15 protein-coding genes are annotated in these 21,754 nt (G+C 69.2%); 8 read left to right on the top strand and 7 right to left on the bottom strand.

Annotation, left to right across the window (positions count from 1 at the left end):
* Positions 1-226 precede the first annotated feature (226 nt).
* On the top strand, positions 227-5,548 hold the full coding sequence (locus ABD901_RS04595) for an AAA family ATPase (protein WP_345121556.1): 5,322 nt from the start codon (positions 227-229) through the stop codon (positions 5,546-5,548).
* A gap of 57 nt (positions 5,549-5,605) precedes the next feature.
* Here the strand turns inward: ABD901_RS04595 and ABD901_RS04590 are convergent, their stop codons facing one another.
* The 5 genes from ABD901_RS04590 to ABD901_RS04570 all read right to left on the bottom strand — a co-directional run bounded on the left by ABD901_RS04590 (position 5,606) and on the right by ABD901_RS04570 (position 11,691).
* Entirely contained in the window at positions 5,606-6,640 is a 1,035-nt protein-coding gene (locus tag ABD901_RS04590; RefSeq protein ID WP_345121554.1) for a zinc-binding dehydrogenase, read from the bottom strand.
* Between the two features lie 307 nt (positions 6,641-6,947).
* Positions 6,948-8,780, bottom strand: coding sequence for a DUF4118 domain-containing protein (locus ABD901_RS04585; protein WP_345121552.1), 1,833 nt, complete (start codon positions 8,778-8,780; stop codon positions 6,948-6,950).
* A 296-nt stretch (positions 8,781-9,076) separates the two neighbouring features.
* Positions 9,077-9,613 (bottom strand): GAF domain-containing protein, encoded by a 537-nt coding sequence (locus ABD901_RS04580; protein ID WP_345121550.1) that lies wholly within the window; start codon positions 9,611-9,613, stop codon positions 9,077-9,079.
* Positions 9,614-9,857: 244 nt separating this feature from the next.
* Entirely contained in the window at positions 9,858-10,535 is a 678-nt protein-coding gene (locus ABD901_RS04575; RefSeq protein ID WP_345121548.1) for a FadR/GntR family transcriptional regulator, read from the bottom strand.
* A 43-nt stretch (positions 10,536-10,578) separates the two neighbouring features.
* Positions 10,579-11,691 (bottom strand): C45 family autoproteolytic acyltransferase/hydrolase, encoded by a 1,113-nt coding sequence (locus tag ABD901_RS04570; RefSeq protein WP_345121546.1) that lies wholly within the window; start codon positions 11,689-11,691, stop codon positions 10,579-10,581.
* 126 nt (positions 11,692-11,817) lie between these two features.
* Here ABD901_RS04570 and ABD901_RS04565 point away from each other — a divergent pair, with 126 nt between their 5' ends.
* Together ABD901_RS04565 and ABD901_RS04560 are read left to right on the top strand one after the other, a co-directional pair.
* Positions 11,818-12,780: an acetylxylan esterase gene (locus ABD901_RS04565; RefSeq protein WP_425556657.1), complete on the top strand. Its 963-nt coding sequence runs from the start codon at positions 11,818-11,820 to the stop codon at positions 12,778-12,780.
* Positions 12,777-13,721 carry an amidohydrolase family protein gene (locus ABD901_RS04560; RefSeq protein WP_345121542.1) on the top strand — a complete coding sequence of 315 codons (945 nt, stop codon included), beginning with the start codon at positions 12,777-12,779 and terminating at the stop codon, positions 13,719-13,721. Before ABD901_RS04565 ends, ABD901_RS04560 begins: the two co-directional genes overlap by 4 nt.
* Before the next feature lie 102 nt (positions 13,722-13,823).
* On the opposite strand, the gene ABD901_RS04555 is transcribed toward ABD901_RS04560, so the two are convergent.
* Positions 13,824-15,530 (bottom strand): IS1634 family transposase, encoded by a 1,707-nt coding sequence (locus tag ABD901_RS04555; RefSeq protein ID WP_345121540.1) that lies wholly within the window; start codon positions 15,528-15,530, stop codon positions 13,824-13,826.
* 339 nt (positions 15,531-15,869) lie between these two features.
* Here ABD901_RS04555 and ABD901_RS04550 point away from each other — a divergent pair, with 339 nt between their 5' ends.
* From ABD901_RS04550 to ABD901_RS04540, 3 genes are read left to right on the top strand one after another with little or no spacing between them, the layout of a single operon-like run.
* Positions 15,870-17,171 carry an extracellular solute-binding protein gene (locus tag ABD901_RS04550; protein WP_345121538.1) on the top strand — a complete coding sequence of 434 codons (1,302 nt, stop codon included), beginning with the start codon at positions 15,870-15,872 and terminating at the stop codon, positions 17,169-17,171.
* A gap of 4 nt (positions 17,172-17,175) precedes the next feature.
* Positions 17,176-18,135, top strand: coding sequence for a carbohydrate ABC transporter permease (locus ABD901_RS04545; RefSeq protein ID WP_345121536.1), 960 nt, complete (start codon positions 17,176-17,178; stop codon positions 18,133-18,135).
* Positions 18,132-18,956 (top strand): carbohydrate ABC transporter permease, encoded by an 825-nt coding sequence (locus tag ABD901_RS04540; protein ID WP_345121534.1) that lies wholly within the window; start codon positions 18,132-18,134, stop codon positions 18,954-18,956. Before ABD901_RS04545 ends, ABD901_RS04540 begins: the two co-directional genes overlap by 4 nt.
* Positions 18,957-18,973: 17 nt before the next feature.
* Here ABD901_RS04540 and ABD901_RS04535 read toward each other — a convergent pair whose 3' ends face one another.
* Positions 18,974-19,729, bottom strand: a complete 756-nt coding sequence (locus ABD901_RS04535) for a GntR family transcriptional regulator (protein ID WP_345121532.1) — start codon at positions 19,727-19,729, stop codon at positions 18,974-18,976.
* 193 nt (positions 19,730-19,922) lie between these two features.
* Here ABD901_RS04535 and ABD901_RS04530 point away from each other — a divergent pair, with 193 nt between their 5' ends.
* Together ABD901_RS04530 and ABD901_RS04525 are read left to right on the top strand one after the other, a co-directional pair.
* A complete protein-coding gene (locus ABD901_RS04530) occupies positions 19,923-20,771 on the top strand; it encodes a cupin domain-containing protein (RefSeq protein WP_345121530.1) in 849 nt (282 codons plus the stop codon).
* Positions 20,764-21,720, top strand: coding sequence for an ROK family protein (locus tag ABD901_RS04525; RefSeq protein WP_345121528.1), 957 nt, complete (start codon positions 20,764-20,766; stop codon positions 21,718-21,720). Before ABD901_RS04530 ends, ABD901_RS04525 begins: the two co-directional genes overlap by 8 nt.
* Positions 21,721-21,754 lie beyond the last annotated feature (34 nt).

Genomic DNA, 21,754 nt, shown 5'->3' with positions numbered 1-21,754 from the left:
GGTGTGGCGGTCGTCGTCACGCTCACCGCCGCCGCGCCGGCGGCCCGCCCGAGGTGAGCGGCGACCCTCGCCGTCGCGTTCAAACGGGTGTAAGCAGGGCACTAGGTGTGACTAGCGGTACCGGGGGTTTCGGATGGGAGCGGGCGGCGATCCGGCAGAACGAGATCTGGCGGGGCGAGATCCGCCTGCTCGGGGCAGAACGGTCCACGAAAGCGAACGCACGCGAGTGACCCGCGTGCTCGTTGCCGGGCGTGGCACGGTCATCCGCAAGCAGGCGCTGGGGCCGGATGCGCAGCGGCGGGTTCAGCACGAGGTGGCGATCCTCGAGCGGCTGCGCGGTGTCGAAGGGGTCGCGCAACTGGTGGAGGCGCCGCGGTTCCCGGGGTCGGTCGTGGAGGCGGACGTCGGCGGCGCGTGCCTGGACGGGTTGGCGAAGCCACTGGTTGTCGATGACCTGATCGAGCTGGCAGTGGCGTTGGCCCGGGCGGTGGCGGGGATGCACCGGCGGGGTGTGCTGCACCGGGACATCTCACCGGCGAACATCGTGATCTCCCGCGTCGGCGAGCCGTGCCTGGTGGATTTCGCCCTGGCCTCGTCGCTGGCGGAGCTTCGGCCGGAGTTCACGCATCACACCGAGATCGTGGGGACGTTGGCGTATCTGGCGCCGGAGCAGACCGGGCGTACCGGCCGGTCGGTGGACCAGCGCGCCGACCTGTACGCGCTCGGCGCGACGCTGTACGAGCTGGCCACGGGTGCGCCGCCCTTCGGTTCCGGCGATCCGCTGCGCCTCACGCACGATCACCTGGCTCGGGTGCCGGTGCCGCCGTCCCAGGTGAACGGGGCCGTCGCGGGGCCACTGTCCGAGATCATCATGCATCTGCTGGAGAAGGAACCGGACAACCGGTACCAGACCGCGGAGGGCGTGGTCCACGACCTGGAGCGGTTGCGCGACGCCGGCCCGCGTGCCGCGGTCGCGCTACGGGTCGGCGAGCACGACGTCCCGCTGCGGCTGCTGCCGCCCTCGCGGCTGGTGGGCCGCGATGCCGAGGTGGCGCTGCTGAAGGCGGCGTTCGCGGAGGCGCTGGCCGGTCGGTGCCGCGGGGTGCTGGTCTGCGGTGCGCCGGGAGTGGGCAAGACGGCGCTGGTCGATGAGCTGCGGCCGGTGGTCACGGGCAGTGAGGGCTGGTTCGTCGTGGGCAAGCTCGACCAGCATCGGCGGGATCTGGAGTTCGACGCGGTCTGTCAGATGTTCCGCGCGTTGGGCCGGCTGTTGCTGGCCGAACCCGAGGACGAACTGGCCGAGGTTCGCGGGCGGATCCTCGCGGCGCTCGGGACGAACGCGGGGCTGGTGACTGCGGTGGTACCGGAGTTCGCGGCATTGCTGAGGGTGCCGGCCGATCCGGGGGATCCGCTGACCGCGCATGTGCGAGCCAAGCACGCGGCGGTGGAGGTGTTGCGCGCGGTCGCCTCGCGGAAGCGGCCGGTGGTGGTGTTCGTCGATGACCTGCAGTGGGCGGGGCGGATACCACTGGGCTTCGTCGATGGCATCCTGAACGAGGAACAGATCGACGGCCTGTTGCTGGTGGGTGCGTATCGCGAAGCCGACGTGGACGCGGCGCATCTGCTGGCGGCGCCACTGGCCCGATGGCGGGAACTGCCGGGAGTGCGGCACCTGCGCCTGGTCAACCTGCCGGTATCCGGCACGATCGCCATGATCGCCGAGATGCTCCACGTGGACCCGGCCGTGGCGGCGGACCTGGGCGAAGTGATCAACCCGTACACGTCCGGCAACCCGTACGAGACCGTGGAACTGCTCAACGCGCTGCGCCACGACGGCGTGCTGGCCGCCACGGCCGCCGGGTGGCGGTGGGACGCGGCGGCTGTGCGCGCGCACCTGGGCCGGTCCGAGGTCGCCGGGCTGCTGGCAGCGCGTGTGCACACGATGCCGCCGACGTCTCGGCAGATCGTGGAGGCGATGGCGTGCCTGGGTGGGCGAGCGGACCTGAGCGTGCTGCGGACGGCGACTGCCGTGCCGGCGGACGTGCTGGAACAGCGGCTGGCGCCCGCCGTCGACGATGGCGTCCTGGTGCTGGAGCCCGGGCTACACCAGGCGGTGCGGTTTCGCCACGACCGGATCCACGAGGTGGTCCTGGGCGGGTTGGGTCCGCGGCGGCGACGCACGCTGCAGCTGGAGATGGCCCGGCGGCTGGCGACCGTGCCGGAGTTGTTCGCGGCCGCGGCGGAGCAGTACCTGCCGGTGGTCGACGCGGTCGAGGATGCCGCGGAGCGGCGCCGGGTGGTGGGGCTGCTGCGCCACGCCGCCGACCAGGCGGTGTTGATCGGGGACCATGCGCTGGTGAACGCGCTGCTGGCAGCGGCGCTGCGGCTGGTCGACCCGGGTGAGACCGCCACGCTCGTGCAGGTGCACGCCGGGCGCCACGCCGCGCTGTACGGCCTGGGGAGCCTGGAGGAGGCGGACGAGGAGTACCGCGCCATCGAGGGGCTGTGCATCAGCGTCATCGACCGTGCGGACGCGACGTGCGTGCAGGTGCGCAGCCTGACCCACCGCAACCGCCTTGCGGAGGCGATCGACCTCGGCCTCGAGTCGCTGCGTGAACTCGGCATCACCGTCCCGGCGGCGGACCGGATCCCCGCCGATCTCGACGATCTGTACCGGTGGCTGGACCATACCGACGGTGCCGACGAGCTGGCTCGCCCGGAGATCACCGACCCCGCGCTGCTCGCCGCGACCCATCTGCTCACCGCGGTACTGACGGCGGCCTACCTCGCCGCTCACTACGCCACGTACAGCTGGCTGAGCCTGGAGGCGCTGCGGATCTGGATCGAGCACGGCCCGGGCCCCACCCTGATCGGGCCCGCCAGCGCCGCCGCCACCGTTGCGGTGCTGCACGGCGACTATGCCGCCGGGTACCGGGTGTTGCGCCGGGTCCTGGCGCTGGGCGAGGTCCACGGCAGCGGACCCGACATCGCACAGGCGCGCTTCCTGTGCGCGCTGCGATGCTGCTGGTTCGAGCCGCTCGAAGACGGTGTCCAGGCCGGGCGGCAGGCCCGGGAGGGGCTGATCGCGGGGGGCGACCTGACCCACGCCGGATTCGCCTACTACCCGACCGTGGTGGGCCTGCTGGACAGCGCACCATCGCTGGACAGCTGCGTCGTCGAGGTGGAGGCCGGACTGGCCTTCATGCGGCGTACCGGCAGCGAGCAAACCGGCCAGTGGATCGACAGCTACCGGTGGCTGACCAGTGTGTTGCGCGGCGAAGACTCCGCCGAGGCCGGCGAGGCGGCGCCCGACAGGTACGCCGACAACCCGCTGGCCCTGTTCCACACGCAGATCAACCGTGCGCTCGCCGCCGCCATCCTCGGCGACCCGGTCGGCCTGGCGCGGCACACCGCGGCGACGATGCCGCTGCTGCCGAGTGCCCCGGGCCTCTATCCGACCGCCCTGGCCCACCTGCTGCGCGGGCTGGCCCTCGCCGGGCAGGCCCGTGACAGCCGCGATGGCGGGCGCGGCCCGCTGCTGTCCGAACTGGACGAGATGACACAGTGGCTGGCCGCCCGCGCCGCGGACGCGCCGGAGAACTTCCTGCACCTCCTGCGGCTGCTCGAGGCGGAGCGGGCGTGGACCGTCGGCGACTTCCACGCCGCCGTCCTCGCCTTCGACGCCGCACGGCACGAGGCGGCCCAGCGCAGGCGCCCATGGCATCGGGCCCTGATCGCCGAACATGCAGCCCGCTTCTACCTGGCCCACGGCGTCGAGTACGCCGGCTACAACCTGCTGATCGAAGCGCGCCGGGAGTACCTCGCCTGGGGCGCGACCGCCAAGGTCCACCAACTCGACTGGGCCTACCCGACCCTGCGGCCGCAGCACGATGCGACGGCCGTGCACGCCGATCAGCCCGGCGACCTTCACCGCCTTTACTCCACCGTCACGACCGGGACGATCGACCTGCTCGGCATTCTGTCCGCGTCGCAGGCGCTGAGCTCGCAGACCAGTGTCGAGGGGCTGCACTCCCGCCTGGTCCAGGTGCTCAGCGCGATCACCGGCGCCACCGACGTGCAACTGGTGTTGTGGAGCGACGACCGGCGGCAGTGGCAGCCGGCGGCACCGGGCACCGGCCCCGAACAGGCGGCCCCGATGTCCGTGCTGCGATACGTCCAGCGGGCGGGCGAACCGCTGGTCGTCGGCGACGCCACCCGCGACCAGCGGTTCTGCCGCGACCCGTACCTCGCCGGCCTCAACTGCTGCTCGCTGCTGGCCGTACCGATCCTCAACCGCGGTGCACTGCAGGCGGTACTGCTGCTGGAGAACCGCCTCATCCGCGGCGCCTTCAGCACCGGACGACTCGACGCCGTCAAGCTCATCGCCGGCCAGCTCGCCGTCTCCCTCGACAACGCCCACCTCTATGCCGAGTTCCGCCGGATCGCCAATGAGCAGGTGGCGCTGCGGCGGGTGGCGACGCTGGTCGCCCGCGGCGTCGGTCCGGACCCTGTGTTCGCCGCGGTGGCCGACGAGGTCGGCGCGCTCTTCGGCGCCGACGGCACGGTGATCGTGCGGTTCGAACCCGACGGGGACGCGACGGTGATGGGCGGCTTCGGCCTCAGGAACGGCCAACCCGGCGCGCGTGGCAAGCTCGACCCCCGCTCGGCCCTGGCGTCGGTCCAGGTCACCGGCCGCGCAACACGCCGCCACATCGCTTACGGCCCGCTGTCGGGCAGCCTGGCCGAACCCACCCCCGGCGAGAACCGCTCCGCGTTCGCCAGCCCGATCGTGGTCGAGGGCCACCTCTGGGGCGCCATCGGCGCCGCGGCCCGGCACGAACTGCTGGGTGAGGACACCGAGCAACGACTGGCCGACTTCACCGAGCTCGTCGCCACCGCCATCGCCAACGCCGAAAGCCGGGCCGAGCTCACGACCTCCCGGGCGCGGATCGTCGCCACCGCCGACCAGACCCGCCGGCGCATCGAACGGGACCTGCACGACGGCGCACAGCAGCGGCTGGTCGCACTGGCGCTGCAACTGCGCGCGGCGCAGGCGGACGTGCCGCCCCAGCTCGACACACTCGGCCTGCAGCTCGACCAGGCCGTCGCCGGGGCCAACCGCGCGGCGGACGAACTGCGCGAGACCGCCCGCGGCATTCACCCGGCGATCCTGACCGAGGGCGGACTCGGCCCAGCACTGCGCACGCTCGCCCGCCGCTCACCGATCCCGGTCGAACTCACCATGCACACGGCGGGACGGCTGCCCGAGCAGATCGAGGTCAGCGCCTACTACATCGTCGCCGAGGCACTGACCAACGCGGCAAAGCACGCGCACGCCTCGACCATCACGGTCACCGTCGACACCGGCACCGCCGACAATGTCCTACGCGTCGTGGTCCACGACGACGGCGTCGGCGGCGCCGACTTCACCCGCGGCACCGGCCTGCTCGGCCTCAAGGACCGCGCGGAGGCACTCGGCGGCCGGATCGCTCTCCACAGCCCGCGCGGTGCGGGCACCAGCCTTTCCGTCGAAATACCCCGGCGCTGACCCGCCTTGCGACCCCCGTCAGGCCTCAGCCACGTCGGCGGCGGTCAGCGGGCCTGGTCAGGGGCGGATGAGGACCTTGAGTGCCTCGCGGCCGGCCATCGCGCGGTAGCCGTCGGGAACGTCGTCCAGGCCGATCGTGCGGTCGAACACCCGGCCGGGTTCGATCCGGCCTTCGAGGACGTCGGGCAGCAACTGCTCGATGTAGGCGCGGGCGGGCGCGACGCCGCCGGTGACGGTGACGTTGCGCATGATGGTGTCGAAGCCGAGCGGGACGTGGGTGTACTGGGCGGCGCCGACCCGGCCGATCGCGCCGCCGTCGCGGACGATGCCGATGGACATGTCGATCGCGTCCTGCGTACCGACGCACTCCAGGACGGTGTGGGTGCCGTCGCCGCCGGTCAGCTCCCGCACCAGCGCGACCCCTTGGTCGCCGCGCTGCTCGACGACGTCGGTGGCGCCGAACTCGCGGCCGAGGTCGGTGCGGTCCTTGTGCCGGCCCATGAGGATGATCCGTTCGGCGCCGAGCCGTTTCGCGGCCAGCACCGCGGACAGCCCGACGGCGCCGTCGCCGACCACGGTCACGGTGGTGCGGGCGCTCACGCCGGCGGTGACCGCGGCGTGATGGCCGGTGCAGAACACATCGGAGAGGGTCAGCAGCGACGGCAGCAGCGCCGAGTCCGGGGCGACCGGGAGCGTGACCAGGGTGCCCTGGGCCTGCGGCACGCGGACGGCCTCGCCCTGGCCGGCGTCGACGCCAGGCGAGCCCCAGCCGCCGCCGTGCCGGCACGAGGTGTGCAGGCCCTGCCGGCAGAAGTCGCACGTGTTGTCGGCCCACACGAACGGCGCGACCACCAGGTCGCCGCGGGCGAGGCCGGCCACGTCGGCGCCGGTGTCCTCGACAATGCCGAGGAACTCGTGCCCCATCCGCCGGCCCTGCCCGGTGGCCGGCATCGACCCGTACGGCCACAGGTCGCTGCCGCAGATGCAGGACTGCACGACCCGCACGATCGCATCGGTCCTTTCGCGCAGGACCGGGTCGGGCACGGTCTCCACCCGCACGTCGCCGGCGCCGTACATCACGGTTGCACGCATGGTTCTGCTCCAAATGTCGTCTTCGTGGCTGGTTGTGGGCAGCCGTCGCCCGCCGGACGGGTTCGTCCGGCGGCGGTACCGCCGATCAGTCGGTGCTCGCGCTCACCGACCCGCGGTGCGGGGCGGCCAGGCTGGCCAGCATGAGGTCGCCGACCTCCGGGTGGTGGATGCGCTTCACGCCGTTGTCCATGCGCTCGACGCTACGTGCGCATCCGCGGGCCTGGGAGGTTCTGTCATTACCTGGTACCGCGCCCTGTTCGCCGCATCTTCCCGAAGCTCGGCATCACCGGCTGGGCGCAGCCTGCGTTCATGCCTCGTCGATCGGGATCTTGACCAGGAGTGCTGTGCCGTGTCTGGCCGGGCTCACGACTTCCATGTGGCCGCCGAGGGCCTCGATGCGGTCCCGCAGGCCGATCAGTCCGGATCCCTTGCCAAGACTGGCTCCGCCGATGCCGTCATCCTGTATCGAGAGCCGGAACACCGCATCCTCCGCCTCGGCGCTGACGTGCACCATGGTCGCTCGGGCGTGCTTGGCGGCGTTGGCGAGCGCTTCGGACACGATGTAGTACGCGGCGACCTCGGTAGGTTCGGGCAGCTGCCGGCTGATGTTCAGGTTCAGTTCCACCGGAATCGCGCTCCGGCGGGCGAGCGACTTGATCGAGGCGCCGAGCCCGCCCTTGGACATGATCGCCGGATGGATCCCCTGCGAGACCTCCTGCAGGCTCTTGAACACACCGTTCAGGCCCTCCGCGGTATGTGACAGCTGCGCCTTGTACCTCTTCAGCTCGAGCGGCATCGACGCCTCGGTCATGCTCAGTTCGAGCCCGAGCGAGACGACACGTTGCAGTACACCATCGTGCAGATCTCGTTCGAACTGTCGTCGAGCATTGTCGGCGGCGGTGACGACGCGAGCGCGGGAAGCGGCGAGCTGCGCGCGATTCTCGACGTTGGCGATCGCGGTTGCGATGACGCCGCTGAAGTCGGCCAGGCGCGCCTCGGTGGCGGGCGGCAGGGCCTCGGCCGAGAACGACATCACGGCGAGCACGCCCCACAGACGGCCTTGCACCATGACGGGAACGCCAACCGCTGAGCGTATGCCCAGCTCGCGCGCCATCGCCGCGGCCGGGCCGGCGGCGCTGTCGTAGCTGTTGATCCGGGCCGGCCGCCTGGTGCGCAGTACCGTCCCGAGGACGTTGTCCCCTTCGAGCGGGATGGACGTCGGGCAATGCAGCGTGCTGGGACCCACAAGGCGGGTGGCGGTGCGGTTCGGCTCATAGCGCATCAGCACTGTGTGGACCCGGCCGAGGGTCCGGCAGAGTTCTTCCGTCATCGCGTCGAACACGTCGGTGAGTGAAGCCCCACGTGCGACCAGCGTGGCCACGCGCCGCCACGCGGCTTGTTCCTCCGTGAGCATGGTGGACTCTTTGCGGCTCGCCTTCAGCGAGTTGACGATCTTCTCATGGTCACATGCCGCGCGCAGCAGTGCCTCCAGCATCGGCACCACCCGTTGCCGCAGGCGTTGCAGCGTCTGATCGGGGAGGTCCGCCGGAACCAGCAGGGTGCCCAGGCGCGTCGCACCGTCACACAGCGGGCATGCGGCCCGCTGCCCGTCCCCGGGAATCACATCGAGCTTGATTGCCACGGACCGCAGCTCGAGCGCTTGCGCGAGCCGCTGTGACGCCGGGACGAGCGCCGAGCGCAGATCGCCTGCGCACAACATGCGTTTGGCCAGCTCGGTGGTGAGGGCGGCTTCCTGGCGGCGTTCGGACGCCTCGGCGGCGCGGGAGCGGGCCAGGTCTGCAAGGCGGCTGGTTACCAGCCCGGCCGCGATGAAAACCGCGACGGTCTGCAGATCCCGGCGCGCGCTGAATTCGAACGCCCAGAAAGGCGGGACGTGAAAATAGATGAAGGCGAGGGCGCTGGCCACGGCCGTCAGGACACTGAGCCAGGGCCGCCACACCATCGAGACGGCCAGGATGCCGCAGAGGAAGAGCACGCCCGTGGCTGCCGTCGCAGAGTTGTCCCTGAGGGGAAACAGCACGAGGGTCTCCGCCGCGATGAACGCCGCGGCGACGACCAGCCCGAGCCAGGTCGGTGGCGGCTTCGGCCTCAACAGCAAGGGAATCAGGTTCAGGGACACCGGCGATCGTCTTTCACCTCGCGTCAACATGCGCCGCCTGCGCTACGGTCACCGCGGACGCGAACCGTGGATCGCTGGGCGTGCTGACGCAGCTTCCTGCGGGGCATTTTACCGCAAAAGTAACGGTTTGATGAAGGCGACGCCTCGCCGATTGCAGAGCGGAAGCATGCAGTTCGACTGTCTGCCTCTTCCGCCCGCCCGCTGACGTGCCCTTGACGTCTCAAGGGCGGCAGGGTGCCTATAGGACCACGGGCTGTCGTAGCCGGCTCGGCCATATTGCACGATGATCCGTGGCGCTACACGGGTGCGCCCGTCGCCTCCGAACTCACCCGCCTGGTCGCCCCCGGCGTGCTATCCGCTGCCGGCAGGAGGCGTGCCAACGCCGCGCCGGCCGCCTCGGCCAGTGACTGGAGGCGCGTGAGTTCCTCGTCGGTGACCCGGTGTGGCTGAATCCAGTAAGCGCCGATCGCCCCGAGCGGGTCTTCGACGCGCATCGGGACTATGACGAGGCTCTTCACGAACGTCGGTCGGTACGCCTCCTGCGGCACCCGTTCGTCGAGCTGGATGTCCGGCACAACGGCCGGCTGGCGATTGAGGATCGACCACCCACTGATGCATTGCCGCACCGGGAATCGCTGGCCCTTCCACAGCGGGCTCACCGCGTCCTCGTCGGCGTAGAAACAGTGCCCGTGGTCCAGCAGCACCACGGTGGACCCGTGAGCGTTCGCCAATCGCCTGGCGGTGCAACGAATGATCTGTTGAGCCTGCTCCACGTCCTGCACCAGGGCCAGGTCGGCCACCGCGGTGTGCAGCAGCTCGGACTCATCCATCATCGATGGTCCCTCCCATCACGATGTCGCACGCCCGGTGACGACGCCACGCACGACACGTGTCCCTTTCGAGGCAGTTCGTTCGACGACCTCACTACCAGTTCCAGTGTCCGGCGTTCCACCGTCGCCGACAACGTTCGGCGATCGTCACGAGCCGGTGGCCGCTATAACGCAGGTTTCCCACCCTGCGCAGGGTGGTCTCATCCTTTCCGGATGATCGTCGCCGTTGGCTCGCGCGATCTTCGGCCTATTTCCGGCGTCCAGGCGAGGTCACGGTGTCCTCCACAGCAGCCAGGTGAAGCTTCATCGCCTCAGACGCCGCGCGAGCGTCGCGCTCCGCGATGGCCGCGAGGATTGCGTCGTGCTCGTCGGCCGCCTGAGCCGCCCGGCCCGGAACGATTGCCGCGGCTATGGCCTGCTCCTGCAGAACCGAGCGGAGTTCTGAGACCAGCCGAGGGAACAGCGGGTTGGCGGTCGCCGTGGCGATGGCCACGTGGAAGTCGGCATCGATGCCCACCCGCACGGAGGGATCCTGCTCCTCACGGAACTTGACGAGCAGTTCCGTCATCGCCTTGAGGTCCGCCCGGGAACGGCGCTCCGCCGCGAGGGCGGCCAACGGCACCTCCAACGTCCTGCGCACCTCGTGCAGGTCGCGTGGAAGGTACTTCCCGGTCAGCAGCTGGGACGGCGCGAACTGCGCGTCGACGAAGGTGCCCTTGCCGGCATGCGACCGGGTGAGACCGAGCGCGTTCACACTGTGGAGCGCTTCACGGATCACCGAACGGCTGACCGCGAATGACTTGGCCAGCTCGGCTTCGGAGGGCAGCCGCTGGCCCACTGCGAACTCACCCGACTCGATCAGTTCGATGAGTTGCGATCGCACGTGTTCCGCGGCCGTTCGTTGCGCGACGGGGATCACCTTCACGGCTGCCAGGTTAACAGCCTGCCGGGCAGCCGATCGGTCAGAACTAGGCATCGATCCGCACCGACGCCGACCAGGTCGACTCGCACGGGCTGCCGGAGGCGTACACCAGCGAGCGAGCCGACAGATCCATCACGATCCCCGCAACGGTACAGGTGCGCTCGGCAGCGGGCTGGGCCGCGTCCGGGTGCTGGCACACGCTGTTCGGCGCGTCTCCGTGGTCGGCGAGCGCCTCCTGCAGGCTCTCGATCGTGTGCGTGCGGTGTTGCTGCACGCGCGCCGTCAGGTGGTGCAGCCGGTTGCGCGTGTGCGACTTCCGCTCGAGATAGCGGTCCACCCCGGTGAGGCCGTCGACCAGGAAGTGGTTGGCGTGCGTGACCGCGCCGTCGACCGGCATGATCACGCCGCAGGCACCATCGCCCGGCCCGGTCTCCACGTCGGCGCAGAACCCGCTCGCGTCGGCGATGAGATAGTTCGCGGAGTTGGCTCGCGATGCCGACTCGATCCGCTGAGCGGCCTCCGCACCGCTGTCACTGTCGAGAACTGATCGCAGCAGCACGTGGTACGGAACGCCGAAGCGACCCTCGTCCCCGTCCGAGATGAGGGTGTTGGTGCACAGGCCGACACCGCTGGAGTTGATCCCGACCTTCGCCAGCATCCCGGCCTCGACCACCGTGACGAAGTCCGGGCCGTCGTCACGACGGACCTGGAGCACGATCGCGGTTTCCCGGGCCCCCTCGATCCAGTCCCAGTTCTGACCCATCAGCGTGGTGCCGGAAGCAGTGCGTCCGGGCGTCAGCGCGAACGACGTGCACTCGGTGGATGCTACGGCCCTGGCACGTCCCGGAGCCGCGAACATGATCTCGCTGCGCGTGTTCAGGGCCAGGATGTCGGCCACCTCGACGCCGGCACCGCGGGCGATCGCCCGGATCTCGCGCGCGGACGCGGGTGAGAAGTCCTCGATGGGATCGGCGAACCGGAGTCCGTGGCGTCGCACGGTCGGCCAGTCCCACGACGCGTAGTGCATGAACACGTCGGCATAGGTCCGCAACGCGAGCTCTATCCGAGTCCTCGCGGCGAGCCCGTACTGGTATCCCCGCTCTTCCGGGTCGCCCGTGACGGTCACGATGTCGTACCCGGAGGCGACTGTCCGCGCCATGCCCGCACCTCCATTGTTGCTCCTGGTTCCGCCTGCCTAGCAGGCTATCAGGTTGCATGACAGGTTGTCCCGCGGCAAGACCAACGTTGCTACACTCCTGTCTGGCTGTCAGACAGGAGTTGCTTGATGCAGGTAGACCTTCCCCTCGATCGGCTGGTGCAATACGAGTACCCGCACCCCGAGCCGGACGACTTCGACTCCTTCTGGAGCCGGACACTGCACGAGCAAACCGCCCATCCCCTCGATCCGCGTTTCGAGCCGGTGGACGCGCTGGTGCGGACCGTTGACGTGTACGACGTCACCTTCGGCGGGTACGCCGGGGACGACGTCAAGGGGTGGCTGCTCCTTCCGCACGAACGAACCGGTCCCCTGCCGCTCGTGGTGGAGTACCTGGGATACGGCAGCGGACGCGGGCACCCGGTCGAGTCCCTCGCCTACGCCAGCGCCGGGTTCGCGCACGCCATCATGGACTCCCGCGGACAGGGCAGTGCCCTGCGCGCCGGCCACACCGCCGACCCGCACGGGGCGGGACCCTCCGCGCCCGGGTTCATGACGCGGGACATCCTCGACCCCGAGCACTACTACTACCGCCGCCTGTTCACCGACGCATACCGTTTCGTCGATGCCGTGGCAACCCACGAAGCCGTGGCGCGCGACCAGATCGCGGTGACGGGTCGCAGCCAGGGAGGCGCCTTGGCGCTCGTGGCAGCCGGCCTGCGCGACGATGTCCGGCTGGCGATGCCGCACGTGCCGTTCCTGTCCGCCTTCCGGCGCGCAATACAGGTGACGGACCACAGTCCCCACGGGGAGATCGTCAAATGGCTGGCCGCCCACCGCGGTTCTGCCGAGCACGCCTTCGAGACCCTTGCCTATTTCGACGCCGTATCCTTCGCCCGGCGAGCCACCTGTCCCGCCGGATTCTGCGTCGCCCTGCACGACGTCGTGAGCCCACCCTCCACCGTTTTCGCTGCATACAATGCCTACGCCGGGCCCAAGGACATGACCGTGTGGCAGTTCAACGGCCACGAGGCGGGCGGGCCCGAAGACATCTTGCGAACCATTCAAGCCGTCCGAGAGCTGGTGCAATGACCATCGTCGACTTTCACCACCATGCGCCATTGGCTTCCTATGTCAGCCGGTTGACCGCGCTGGGAATCCAAGCTCAACCCGGCGCCCCATTTCCGGTATGGGAACCTGCGGACTCGGTCCGGATGATGGACCGGTTGGGGATCGACCTGGCCGTCCTGTCCGTCGCTTCACCCGGGTTCTACTTCGGCGATCAGGCTTTCACCACGGCCCTGTGCCAAGACACCAATGACGAGCTGACCGAAGTGGTCCGCGACGGCGATGGGCGGTTCGCGGCGGTTGCATGCCTCCCCCTGCCCTCGGCCGACGCCGCGCTCGCCGAGGTCGAGCGGGTGTTCGACCGACCGGAGTTCGTCGGCGTCGGCCTGCTCACCAGCTATGCCGGGTCGTATGTCGGCCACCCCCGGTTTGACGGCCTCCTGGAGGTTCTGAACGACCGCGGCGCTCTTGTCCATGTGCACCCGGTGCTGCCCGCGTGGTGGCCCGAGGGCGAGATCCCCATTCGGCCCTCGGTACTGGAGTACCTCTTCGACTCGACGCGCCTCATCACGAACCTTCTCCTCACCGATGTGCCGCGGAGATTTCCGCGAGTCCGGTGGGTCTTCTCGCACTGCGGCGGCGCGATGCCGGCCGTCGCTCCACGCATGGTGCTGGCCGAAGGCATGCCGGAGCTCGCGGCCGTGGGTCCGCAAGGTGTCCTGCGCGCTCTGGCGGCATTCCGCTATGACACAGCCCTGTCCCACACCGCCGCCGACCTCGGCGCACTGCTGTCCTTCATCGACGACTCGCGGGTGGTACTCGGCACGGATTTCCCGTTCTCATCGGCCGACGAGGTAGCCGAGCGTTTCGCGCTGCTGTGCGAGTTCCTCGGCGACACGCACCGTTCCGCAGTGCTCAGCGAGAACGCCCGTGAGCTGCTCGGTGACCGCAAGACCGTCGGCTGACGACCGTTTGGACGCGTGGGCGAAAGTTGGGGCTTGAGCTGGGCGAACGCCGGGGCGGGCGGTGACGTGTGTCTACGCCGTCCCGGCCTTCCCCGACCTTGATCAGGCGGGGTCGAAGGCGGTGACCCGGGCCGGCGGTTGGACGGAGAGCGCCTTGTAGATGGCCTCCTGCTCGGGCGTGAGGGGGGTGGTCTGCGTAACCGTGCCGGCCGGTCCGGCCAGGGTTACCTGGGTGATTCGCCCGAGTTGCCGGTTGATGTTTCGCCAGGTCTGGCCACTGGAGCGTTCGGCCACACGGGTCAGCAGCAGGGCCAGCCAGCAGATCAGCACGTGCGCGCGGATGCGGTGTTCCAGGCGGTGGAAGACCGAGCGGAGCAGCAGCTGTGCCTTGAGGTCCCGGAAGCCGCGTTCGGCTTCCAGGAGGTTCTTGTAGCCCAGGGCGACATCTTCGGCGCTGATGTGCGGGTCGGAGGTGGCGATGAGGTACTTGCCGTCCAGCCTGGCCTCGGCCCTGACCTTCGCCGAGTTGACCTTCAGACGTCCGTTGGGCTGCTGGACCAGCCAGCGGCCGAGGGTGGGGTGGTCGCGTAGCGCGCACTCGGCACGCACGTGGGCGGCTTCGTTGCGGGCCCGGGTGCTGTCGCCGCCGGGCCGGCCGGCGTCGCGGGCGCGCTGCTCGGCGATGCGGGCCAGCTCGGCCCGGATGCGGGCGATCGCCTCGTCGCGATGCTGCTGGTCGCGCTGCGCCTGGTCGGGGTTGTGGCAGATGACGAACCGGGCGTCCTGACCGTCGAGGCGGACTTCCTTGACGCGCAGATTGTCGCGGACGTGCTGGTAGCGGCCCGGGCGGGACAGCACGGCCTCGACGAGGCGGTTGCCGTCGCGCATGCGCATCCCGGCGATGTAATGTCCGCCGGCGCGGCGCAGGTCGGCCAGGTTGTCCGCGCTGGAGAAGCCGCGGTCGACCACGGTGATGACCCGGCTCAGCTTCCGGTCCCGCAGGTCGTCGCGGACCTCGGCCAGCACGGACTGGTCACTGGCGTCGCCCGGCCAGCACCAGCAGCGCACCGGGATGCCTTCCTTGGTCACGGCCAGGCCGATGACGATCTGCGGCAGATCCCCGCGCTGGTTCGTGGAGTGCCCGAAGCGGCGGAACGCGTCCTCGCCGCCCTCTTCCTCGTCGTCGCCTTCGAAGTAGGTGGTGTCGAAGAACAGCAGGTCGACTTCGACGTCGAGCACGTCGGCCACGGCGAGAAACACCGACTCCTGCACCCGGCCCTGCGTGTCGGCGTCCACGAGCAGGTCCATCGCCCGGTAGGGGTGGTCCTCGTCCATCGTGGACAGTCCCGGGACGGCGGCGTCCTCACGCACCCATTCGGCGGCGGACAGCTTGCTCATCGGCGCCACCGCCTGGTTGGCGACCAGCGCGAACAGCACCCGTTCCATGGTGGTGGTGAACCGCCGGGCGTCGGTGGCCGCTCGTACTGCCGTGCCCACGTCGAGGCGGCGCCACAGCCCGTCGAGCAGCCAGGTGGCCCCGATGGTTCGGGCGTCGACGACCTCCAGCGGCGCGGCACGGGCGGACCCACCCGCCTCCGCGGCGTCGGTCAGCCCGTCGCTGTCGCCGAAGTGCTTGTTGATCGACGCGGCCAGCCGGCGCAGCCCGGCCACGTCGACCTGGTCCACCCGGCCCAGGTTCATCAGCACGTCCGGCTTGATCCGCCCGTCCACCCGCCGGTTGTGCGCCAGGGCTACGTAGCGCACCACCGTGCCGTCGGCGTTGGTTCGCGACGTGAACCGCAGGAACATGACTACGACCCAACCATCCTTGACCTGCTAGCACAAGGACAAGATACTGAGTCGTGTTACTACAAGCTCAGCCCCCGGAGCCGCTCCGCGATCCGCTGACGACCCCCTGACCAGCGGCAATCCGAACCCGGTCGCCCCCGTGTGTCTACCAACTGCGGATCTCGGGCGCAAGGAAACTTGGTAACGAACAGAGCGGAGGCTCTTGCGATCCACCCCACCACGGTGCACCCTGAGTGGCAACCTATAGGGCTGTCAGACAGCCGGGCAGGTTGACAGGTCCGGAGGCACCGCGTACCCCGCGCTTAGCAGGTCTTCGGTCCCCAGCAGAGGAGAGCAGCGATGCGTGCAAGGAAAAATTGGCGCGGCCGTATCGCCGTTGCCATTGGGCTGACGGGGGCCCTCGCCCTCGCGGCCTGCGGTGGGGCGAACGACTCGAGCGACACGGGCTCGGGCGAGATCAAGGGAACAATCGACTTCTGGATGGGCGACCCCATTGGGGACGCCCAGCAGCCGATCATGCAGAAGCTGGCGAACGACTACGCCGCGGCACGCCCAGGGACCAAGGTGAACCTCCGATTCCTCGGAAAGGACGCACACCAGACGTACCTGACCTCGATCGCCGGCGGCAGCGTTCCCTGTGTCGCACTCATCGGCAACACCTGGACCCCCGAATTCGCGGCACTCAATGCCCTCGACGTATACGCAAACGACCCCAAGACCCTCCAGGGCACCTACGTGCCCGGCATGATCGACTCGACCGTCTTCAAGGGCAAGTCGTACGCCGTTCCCTACGACACCGGTGTCCGTGCCCTGATCTACCGCAAGGACATGCTCGAGGCGATCGGCAAGTCCACGGCACCCGCCACCTGGGACGAACTGCGCGAGGATGCCCTGGCCATTCAGGCGAAGAACAAGGGCGTCAACGGGTTCGGCATCATCGGCGGCGCCCACTGGTACTACCTGCCGCTGATCTGGAACTGGGGCGGGGAGATCGCCAAGCAGAGTGGTGACAAGTGGGTTTCCGACGCCGGGTCACCGCAGTCCGTCCAGGCGTTCCAGTTCTACGCCGATCTGCTGACCAAGGATCACCTGTCACCCGCAGGCGCCTCCGCCTGGACCGCGGCCGACGTCGACAAGTCGATGGGCCTGGGCCAGACGGCGATGATGGTCGGCGGGTCGTGGGACCTGCGGACCATCCTCAAGCAGAGCCCCGATCTGGAGGGCAAGCTCGCCACGGCCGTCCTTCCCAAGGGCCCCGGTGGGAACAACGACACGTTCGCCGGCGGCAGCAACCTCGCCGTGTTCCGCGAGTGCAACAACAAGGCGGTGGCGAACGACTTCGTGAAGTTCATGATGAGCAAGGAAAACCTCGTGCCGGTCACCTCGAACCTGGGTCTGCTCCCGGCGACGAACGACGCGCTGGCGCAGGAGAAGTCCACCGGATCCTTCTCCACCCCGCTGCTCAAGGCGTACGCCGAGCAGGCCGATCACACCCGTTCCATTCCCCCGGTGGCCAGTTGGGGGAAGGTGGAAGGAGCCAACGCCATCGTGAACGCGATGCAGTCGATCATCAGCGGCCAGAAGAGTGCAGACGCCGCCATGAAGGAACTGTCGGACCAGGTGAACCAGGCAATTGGTTGAGAACGTGAAGACCCCTATCCGTCGCGCAGTGTCCTCGGCCACCCCGGGGGCACTGCGCGGCCGTCCCTTCCTGCGCAGGCAGAACAACTTTGACAAGAAACTCCTGCCGTGGGCCTTTCTGACGCCGCTGCTCGTCATCATCGTCGGTGTTGTCGGATACCCGGTGGTGCGGACGATCTGGCTGTCGTTCCACGACGGTGAGTACCTGCAGAGCGGACCATTCGTCGGGCTGCAGAACTACCGCGACATCTTTGCCAACCCGTACTACACCGCCGCCCTCCTGCGCACGACCTTGTTCGCGGCCGCGGTGGTCGTCACCACGATCCTGTTGAGCCTGGCGATCGCCCTGGTCCTCGATGCCGCACCCCGCGCGGCAAAGGTACTCAGCGTCATCGTTCTGCTCCCATGGGCCATGCCGCGGGTCGCGTCCGGCATCGTTTGGAAGTGGATGTTCGACGACCAGTACGGCGTGGTCAACTGGCTGCTGGTCCACTGGTTCGGAATCGAGTCCTTCAACGGCTACTCGTGGTTCCGCACGGGTACACCGGCAATGGTGGCCATCACGGTCGCTGTCGTCTGGCACTCGGTTCCGTTCGTGGCGGTCTCCTTGTTCGCCGGGCTCCGAGGCACACACGGTGAAGTGGTGGAGGCGGCACGGGTCGACGGCGCCAACGGGTGGCAGATCCTGCGACGCATCCGGCTGCCCATGATCCGTCCCCTGCTCGTCGTGATGACCACGATCTCGACCATCTGGGCGTATCAGTCCTTCGACCATTTCCTTGTCATGACCACGCCACCCGGCGGCCCGAACCACTCGACCGAGGTGCTGTCCCTGCTGACCTGGCTCGAGGCCTTCGCACAGCTCGACCAGGGCTCCGCCGCGGCCATGGCCGTGGTCCTGTTCCTCATGCTCTCCGCGGTGAGCGTGCTGTACGTCCGGCTGAACCGGGAGGACGCTCGATGACGACATTGTTGCGCCGTGGCGCGCTGTATCTTCTGGTCGCCGCGATTGTGCTGATCAGCCTTTTCCCGTTCTTCTGGATGCTGGTCACGTCGATCAAGCCCGATAGCGAGCTGTTCACCCGCACCCCGCGTTTCATCGTCACGTCACCGACCGTGGAGCGATACACGCACCTGCTCGACGGCAACATCCCCACCCAGTTCCGCAACTCCCTGATCGTTGCCGTGGCGACGACGGTCCTGACCGGCCTCATCGCCCTGCTGGCGGGCTATGCCCTGGCCCGCTATCGGCTGCGGACCCGGCACATCCTCACGGTCGTCATTCTCGTCACGCAGCTGCTCCCGCAGACCATCCTCGTCATCCCGTTGTTCACGCTGTTCCGCAACGCCGGTCTGCTCAACACGTATCAGGGGCTGACCTTGAGCCACCTGGCCCTGACCGTGGGCCTGTGCACGTTCATGCTGCGATCGTTCGTCGTCGAGATCCCGTTCGAGCTCGAAGAGGCCGCCCTGGTCGACGGGGCGAGCCGGCTGCGAGCCGTGTGGTCGATCGTGTTTCCACTGGCCTGGCCGGGGTTGGCCGCGAGCTCCGTCTACGCGTTCATCACATCGTGGAACGAGCTCATGTTCTCGGCGACGTACATGCAGCGGCCCGAGATCGAAACGCTCCCCGTGGCCCTGCAGCAGTACTTCTCCAGCTACTACACCGACTGGGGAGGCGTGATGGCGGCGAGCGTGATCTTCACTATCCCCGTGGTGATCTTCTTCCTCCTCGTGCAGAAGAGGCTGATGCAGGGAATGGCATCCGGCGCGATGAAGGGCTGACGGTCGACGGCGCCGCCTCAGAACCGGAACAGCGACGCCTGGAACCGGTAGGCATCCCCGCGGTACAGCTGGCGGCCCACGTCGAAGCACTGGTCGTGCTGGTCGAAGGTCTTCTGATAACCGACCAGAACCGGGTCACCGGGCTCGAGGCCGAGCAGCTTGGCCTCCCGCGCCTGGACCGCCTCCGCCGCGAGCTCGTAGTCGCACCGACTGGCGGCAATGTCGTACCGGTCGCGCAGCACGTCGTAGAGCGACTGGCCGGTGAAGTCGATGTCCTCGATGCCGGGGACCCGCGAGGCATCGAGGCACGAGTCGTCGACGCTGAGCGGCGCCCCGTCCAGGAGCCTGACCCGGCGCAGGTCGACCACCGGCTGGGACGCGTCGATGCCCAGGACCTCCGCCTCGGCCAGTGTGGCCGGGCGAACCGTGGCCCGCATGACCCGCGACGACGCTTTCATGCCGCGCTCACGTGCGACCTCGCTGAGCCCTCGCAGCCGGTTGGGCTCGTGCACGAGCCGGTTCTCGGCCACGAACCAGCCGCGCTGTGGTGACGGCATGATCCGGCCGGCATCGGCCAGGGCGCTCAGCACCTGCCGCAGCGTGGCGCGACTGACCCCGAGCTCGGCGGCCAAGGTGCGCTCACCGGGCAACCGGGTGCCGGCCGGGAACTGTCCCACGGTCAACGCTTCCTGGAGGGCGCGGTACGCCTCGACCGCGTTGTTGCGGCCCTCTACCCGGGCCGGGGACACCTTGAGGTCGAGCGCCTTCACCACGTGCTGGCCCCTTCTTGGTTCGTTCGTGCGTGCGCTGTGGTGCGCCGGCCGCGATGCATCGTAACGCCTGTTGCGCAGGCCGGAATCGTTGACACAGTCGACCCGATCCACCAGACTGGTTCACTATACAGACCAGTTAGCGCCACGCGCCTGGCTGGATTCAACGCGAAAGCGTCCGACCCGAGAGGGCGACATGACAGACGAGACCATCCGCGAGCCGGAAGTCCTTCGCTACCGAGACCTGGAGCGGCGCACGTGGGGTGACGAGACCACCGGACGGCTGTGCGACTGGTTCTACGCCGACGACGCAACGATGAACCTCAACATCGTCGGCATGCCGCCGAACGGCTCCGCGATCTCCTCGCCCGCCAACCCCACCGTGTTCGGAGCAGACGAGCTCTTCTACGTGCTCGAGGGCCGCATGGTGCAGAGCAACCCGGTCACCGGCGAGGTCTTCGTCGTCAACCCTGGTGAGGCCATCTTCTTCCGCAAGGACACATGGCACTACCAGTGGAACCACAGCAACGTACAGCTGCGGATGCTCGAGTTCTTCCAGCCCGCTCCCAAGGCCGGAACGGGCGGAGCCTACGCTCGCGCCCAACCCCCGCTCGAGGGTCCGCCGAAGCAGGGCCAGGACGAGCTGCTCGGCAACTGGCCGATGGCCCGCGACACCCCTCGCGAGCAGACCACCTGGATGATCCGGGAGGCCGACATCCTCTGGCGCATGGAAGGCGCCATCCGGGGCCGCGAGATCCTCGTGGGCATCCTGGCCAGCACGGAACACCTCACTGCCGGCAAGATGTCATTCCTGGGCGGCCAGCGCAGCGGCGTGTACAGCCACGGCGCGGACAAGGTGGTCTTCGTGGAGTCAGGCAACCTGCACGTCGAGTTCACCGGCACGAAGAAGTGGGTCGAGCTGGACCCCTGGGACGGTGTGCGAATCCCGGCCGGCACGGAGCACTCGTTCTACAACATGAGCCACGAGCCCGCCTCGTGCATCTTCTCGGTCGCCGGCGAGTATCGGCCGGGCTGCGTTGGCTGACCTCGCGGTCGACGGCGGTCACGACACCATCGTGGCCGCCGTCGACTGGGGTGGGACCTGGATCAGGGTTGCCGCCGTGTCGGGCGGCACGATCGTGCGCAGGGACCGGCGGGCCAAGCCGCAGAGTCTGGCGGAGCAGTACGCCACCGTCGCGGACATGGTCCTACGCACCACCGCACACCTCGCCCAGCCGCCCGCGGCGGTGGGCGTAGGACTCGCGGGTGTGGTCCAGGAAGGCATCGTCGGCACCGCCCTCAACCTCGGTTTCACCGACGGGACCGACGTCGCGGCCGCGCTGCGTCCGCACCTGCCACTGCCCACCTATCTGCTCAACGACGCCCAGGCCACGGCGCTGGGCGTGGCGGCGCGCTGGCCGCACGGGACGACCGCCGTCCTCACCATGGGTACCGGCATCGGCGGAGCGGTGGTCAGGGACGGTTCGCTGGACCCCGGGCTCGGAGGAGCCGGCGACTTCGGCCACGTGGTGATCGATGTCAACGGCCCACGCTGCCCGTGCGGCGGCACCGGTTGCCTGGAGAAGCTGGTCTCTGGACGGGTCCTGGCCGAAGCCGCAACCGCACTCGCGGAGGCAGGGTCGAGTCCCTTGCTCGCCGCGCGCGCCCGGAGCGGACACGCCCTGCACGCCGGAGACCTTCAAGACGCCGCCCGGGACGGCGACAGCCGGGCGGCCGAGGTGCTCAGCCGGTCCGCGGTCGCATTGTCCGCCGGCATGCGCACGATCGTCGCGACGCATGATCCGCACCGCATCGTCCTGGCCGGCGCGACGCTGGCCCCGGACACCTGGTTCGGCCGAGCGGTGCGAACGCACTGGGACCTCACCCGGCCGCGTTGGGCCCGGACGGAGCTGCACCACGTGGCGGAGGACGAGGACGCGGCGCTGCTCGGGGCCGCGTCGTTCGCACTCCACAAGTTCACCGCGGACCACTGATCCCCCGGCCCACGGCCGCAACCTTCCCACCCAA

It is taken from the genome of Dactylosporangium darangshiense (assembly GCF_039537565.1).
Classification (GTDB): Bacteria; Actinomycetota; Actinomycetes; order Mycobacteriales; family Micromonosporaceae; genus Dactylosporangium; species Dactylosporangium darangshiense.
Note: the sequence above shows the minus strand (reverse complement) of the source record. Positions and strands in the feature narration are given on the sequence as shown.

Coding starts and splice junctions, on each gene's coding strand:
- ABD901_RS04550 (WP_345121538.1), top strand. CDS start 15,870: ATGCGTGCAAGGAAAAATTGGCGCGGCCGTATCGCCGTTGCCATTGGG.
- ABD901_RS04590 (WP_345121554.1), bottom strand. CDS start 6,640: ATGCGTGCAACCGTGATGTACGGCGCCGGCGACGTGCGGGTGGAGACC.
- ABD901_RS04555 (WP_345121540.1), bottom strand. CDS start 15,530: ATGTTCCTGCGGTTCACGTCGCGAACCAACGCCGACGGCACGGTGGTG.
- ABD901_RS04540 (WP_345121534.1), top strand. CDS start 18,132: ATGACGACATTGTTGCGCCGTGGCGCGCTGTATCTTCTGGTCGCCGCG.
- ABD901_RS04580 (WP_345121550.1), bottom strand. CDS start 9,613: ATGATGGATGAGTCCGAGCTGCTGCACACCGCGGTGGCCGACCTGGCC.
- ABD901_RS04560 (WP_345121542.1), top strand. CDS start 12,777: ATGACCATCGTCGACTTTCACCACCATGCGCCATTGGCTTCCTATGTC.
- ABD901_RS04570 (WP_345121546.1), bottom strand. CDS start 11,691: ATGGCGCGGACAGTCGCCTCCGGGTACGACATCGTGACCGTCACGGGC.
- ABD901_RS04530 (WP_345121530.1), top strand. CDS start 19,923: ATGACAGACGAGACCATCCGCGAGCCGGAAGTCCTTCGCTACCGAGAC.
- ABD901_RS04565 (WP_425556657.1), top strand. CDS start 11,818: ATGCAGGTAGACCTTCCCCTCGATCGGCTGGTGCAATACGAGTACCCG.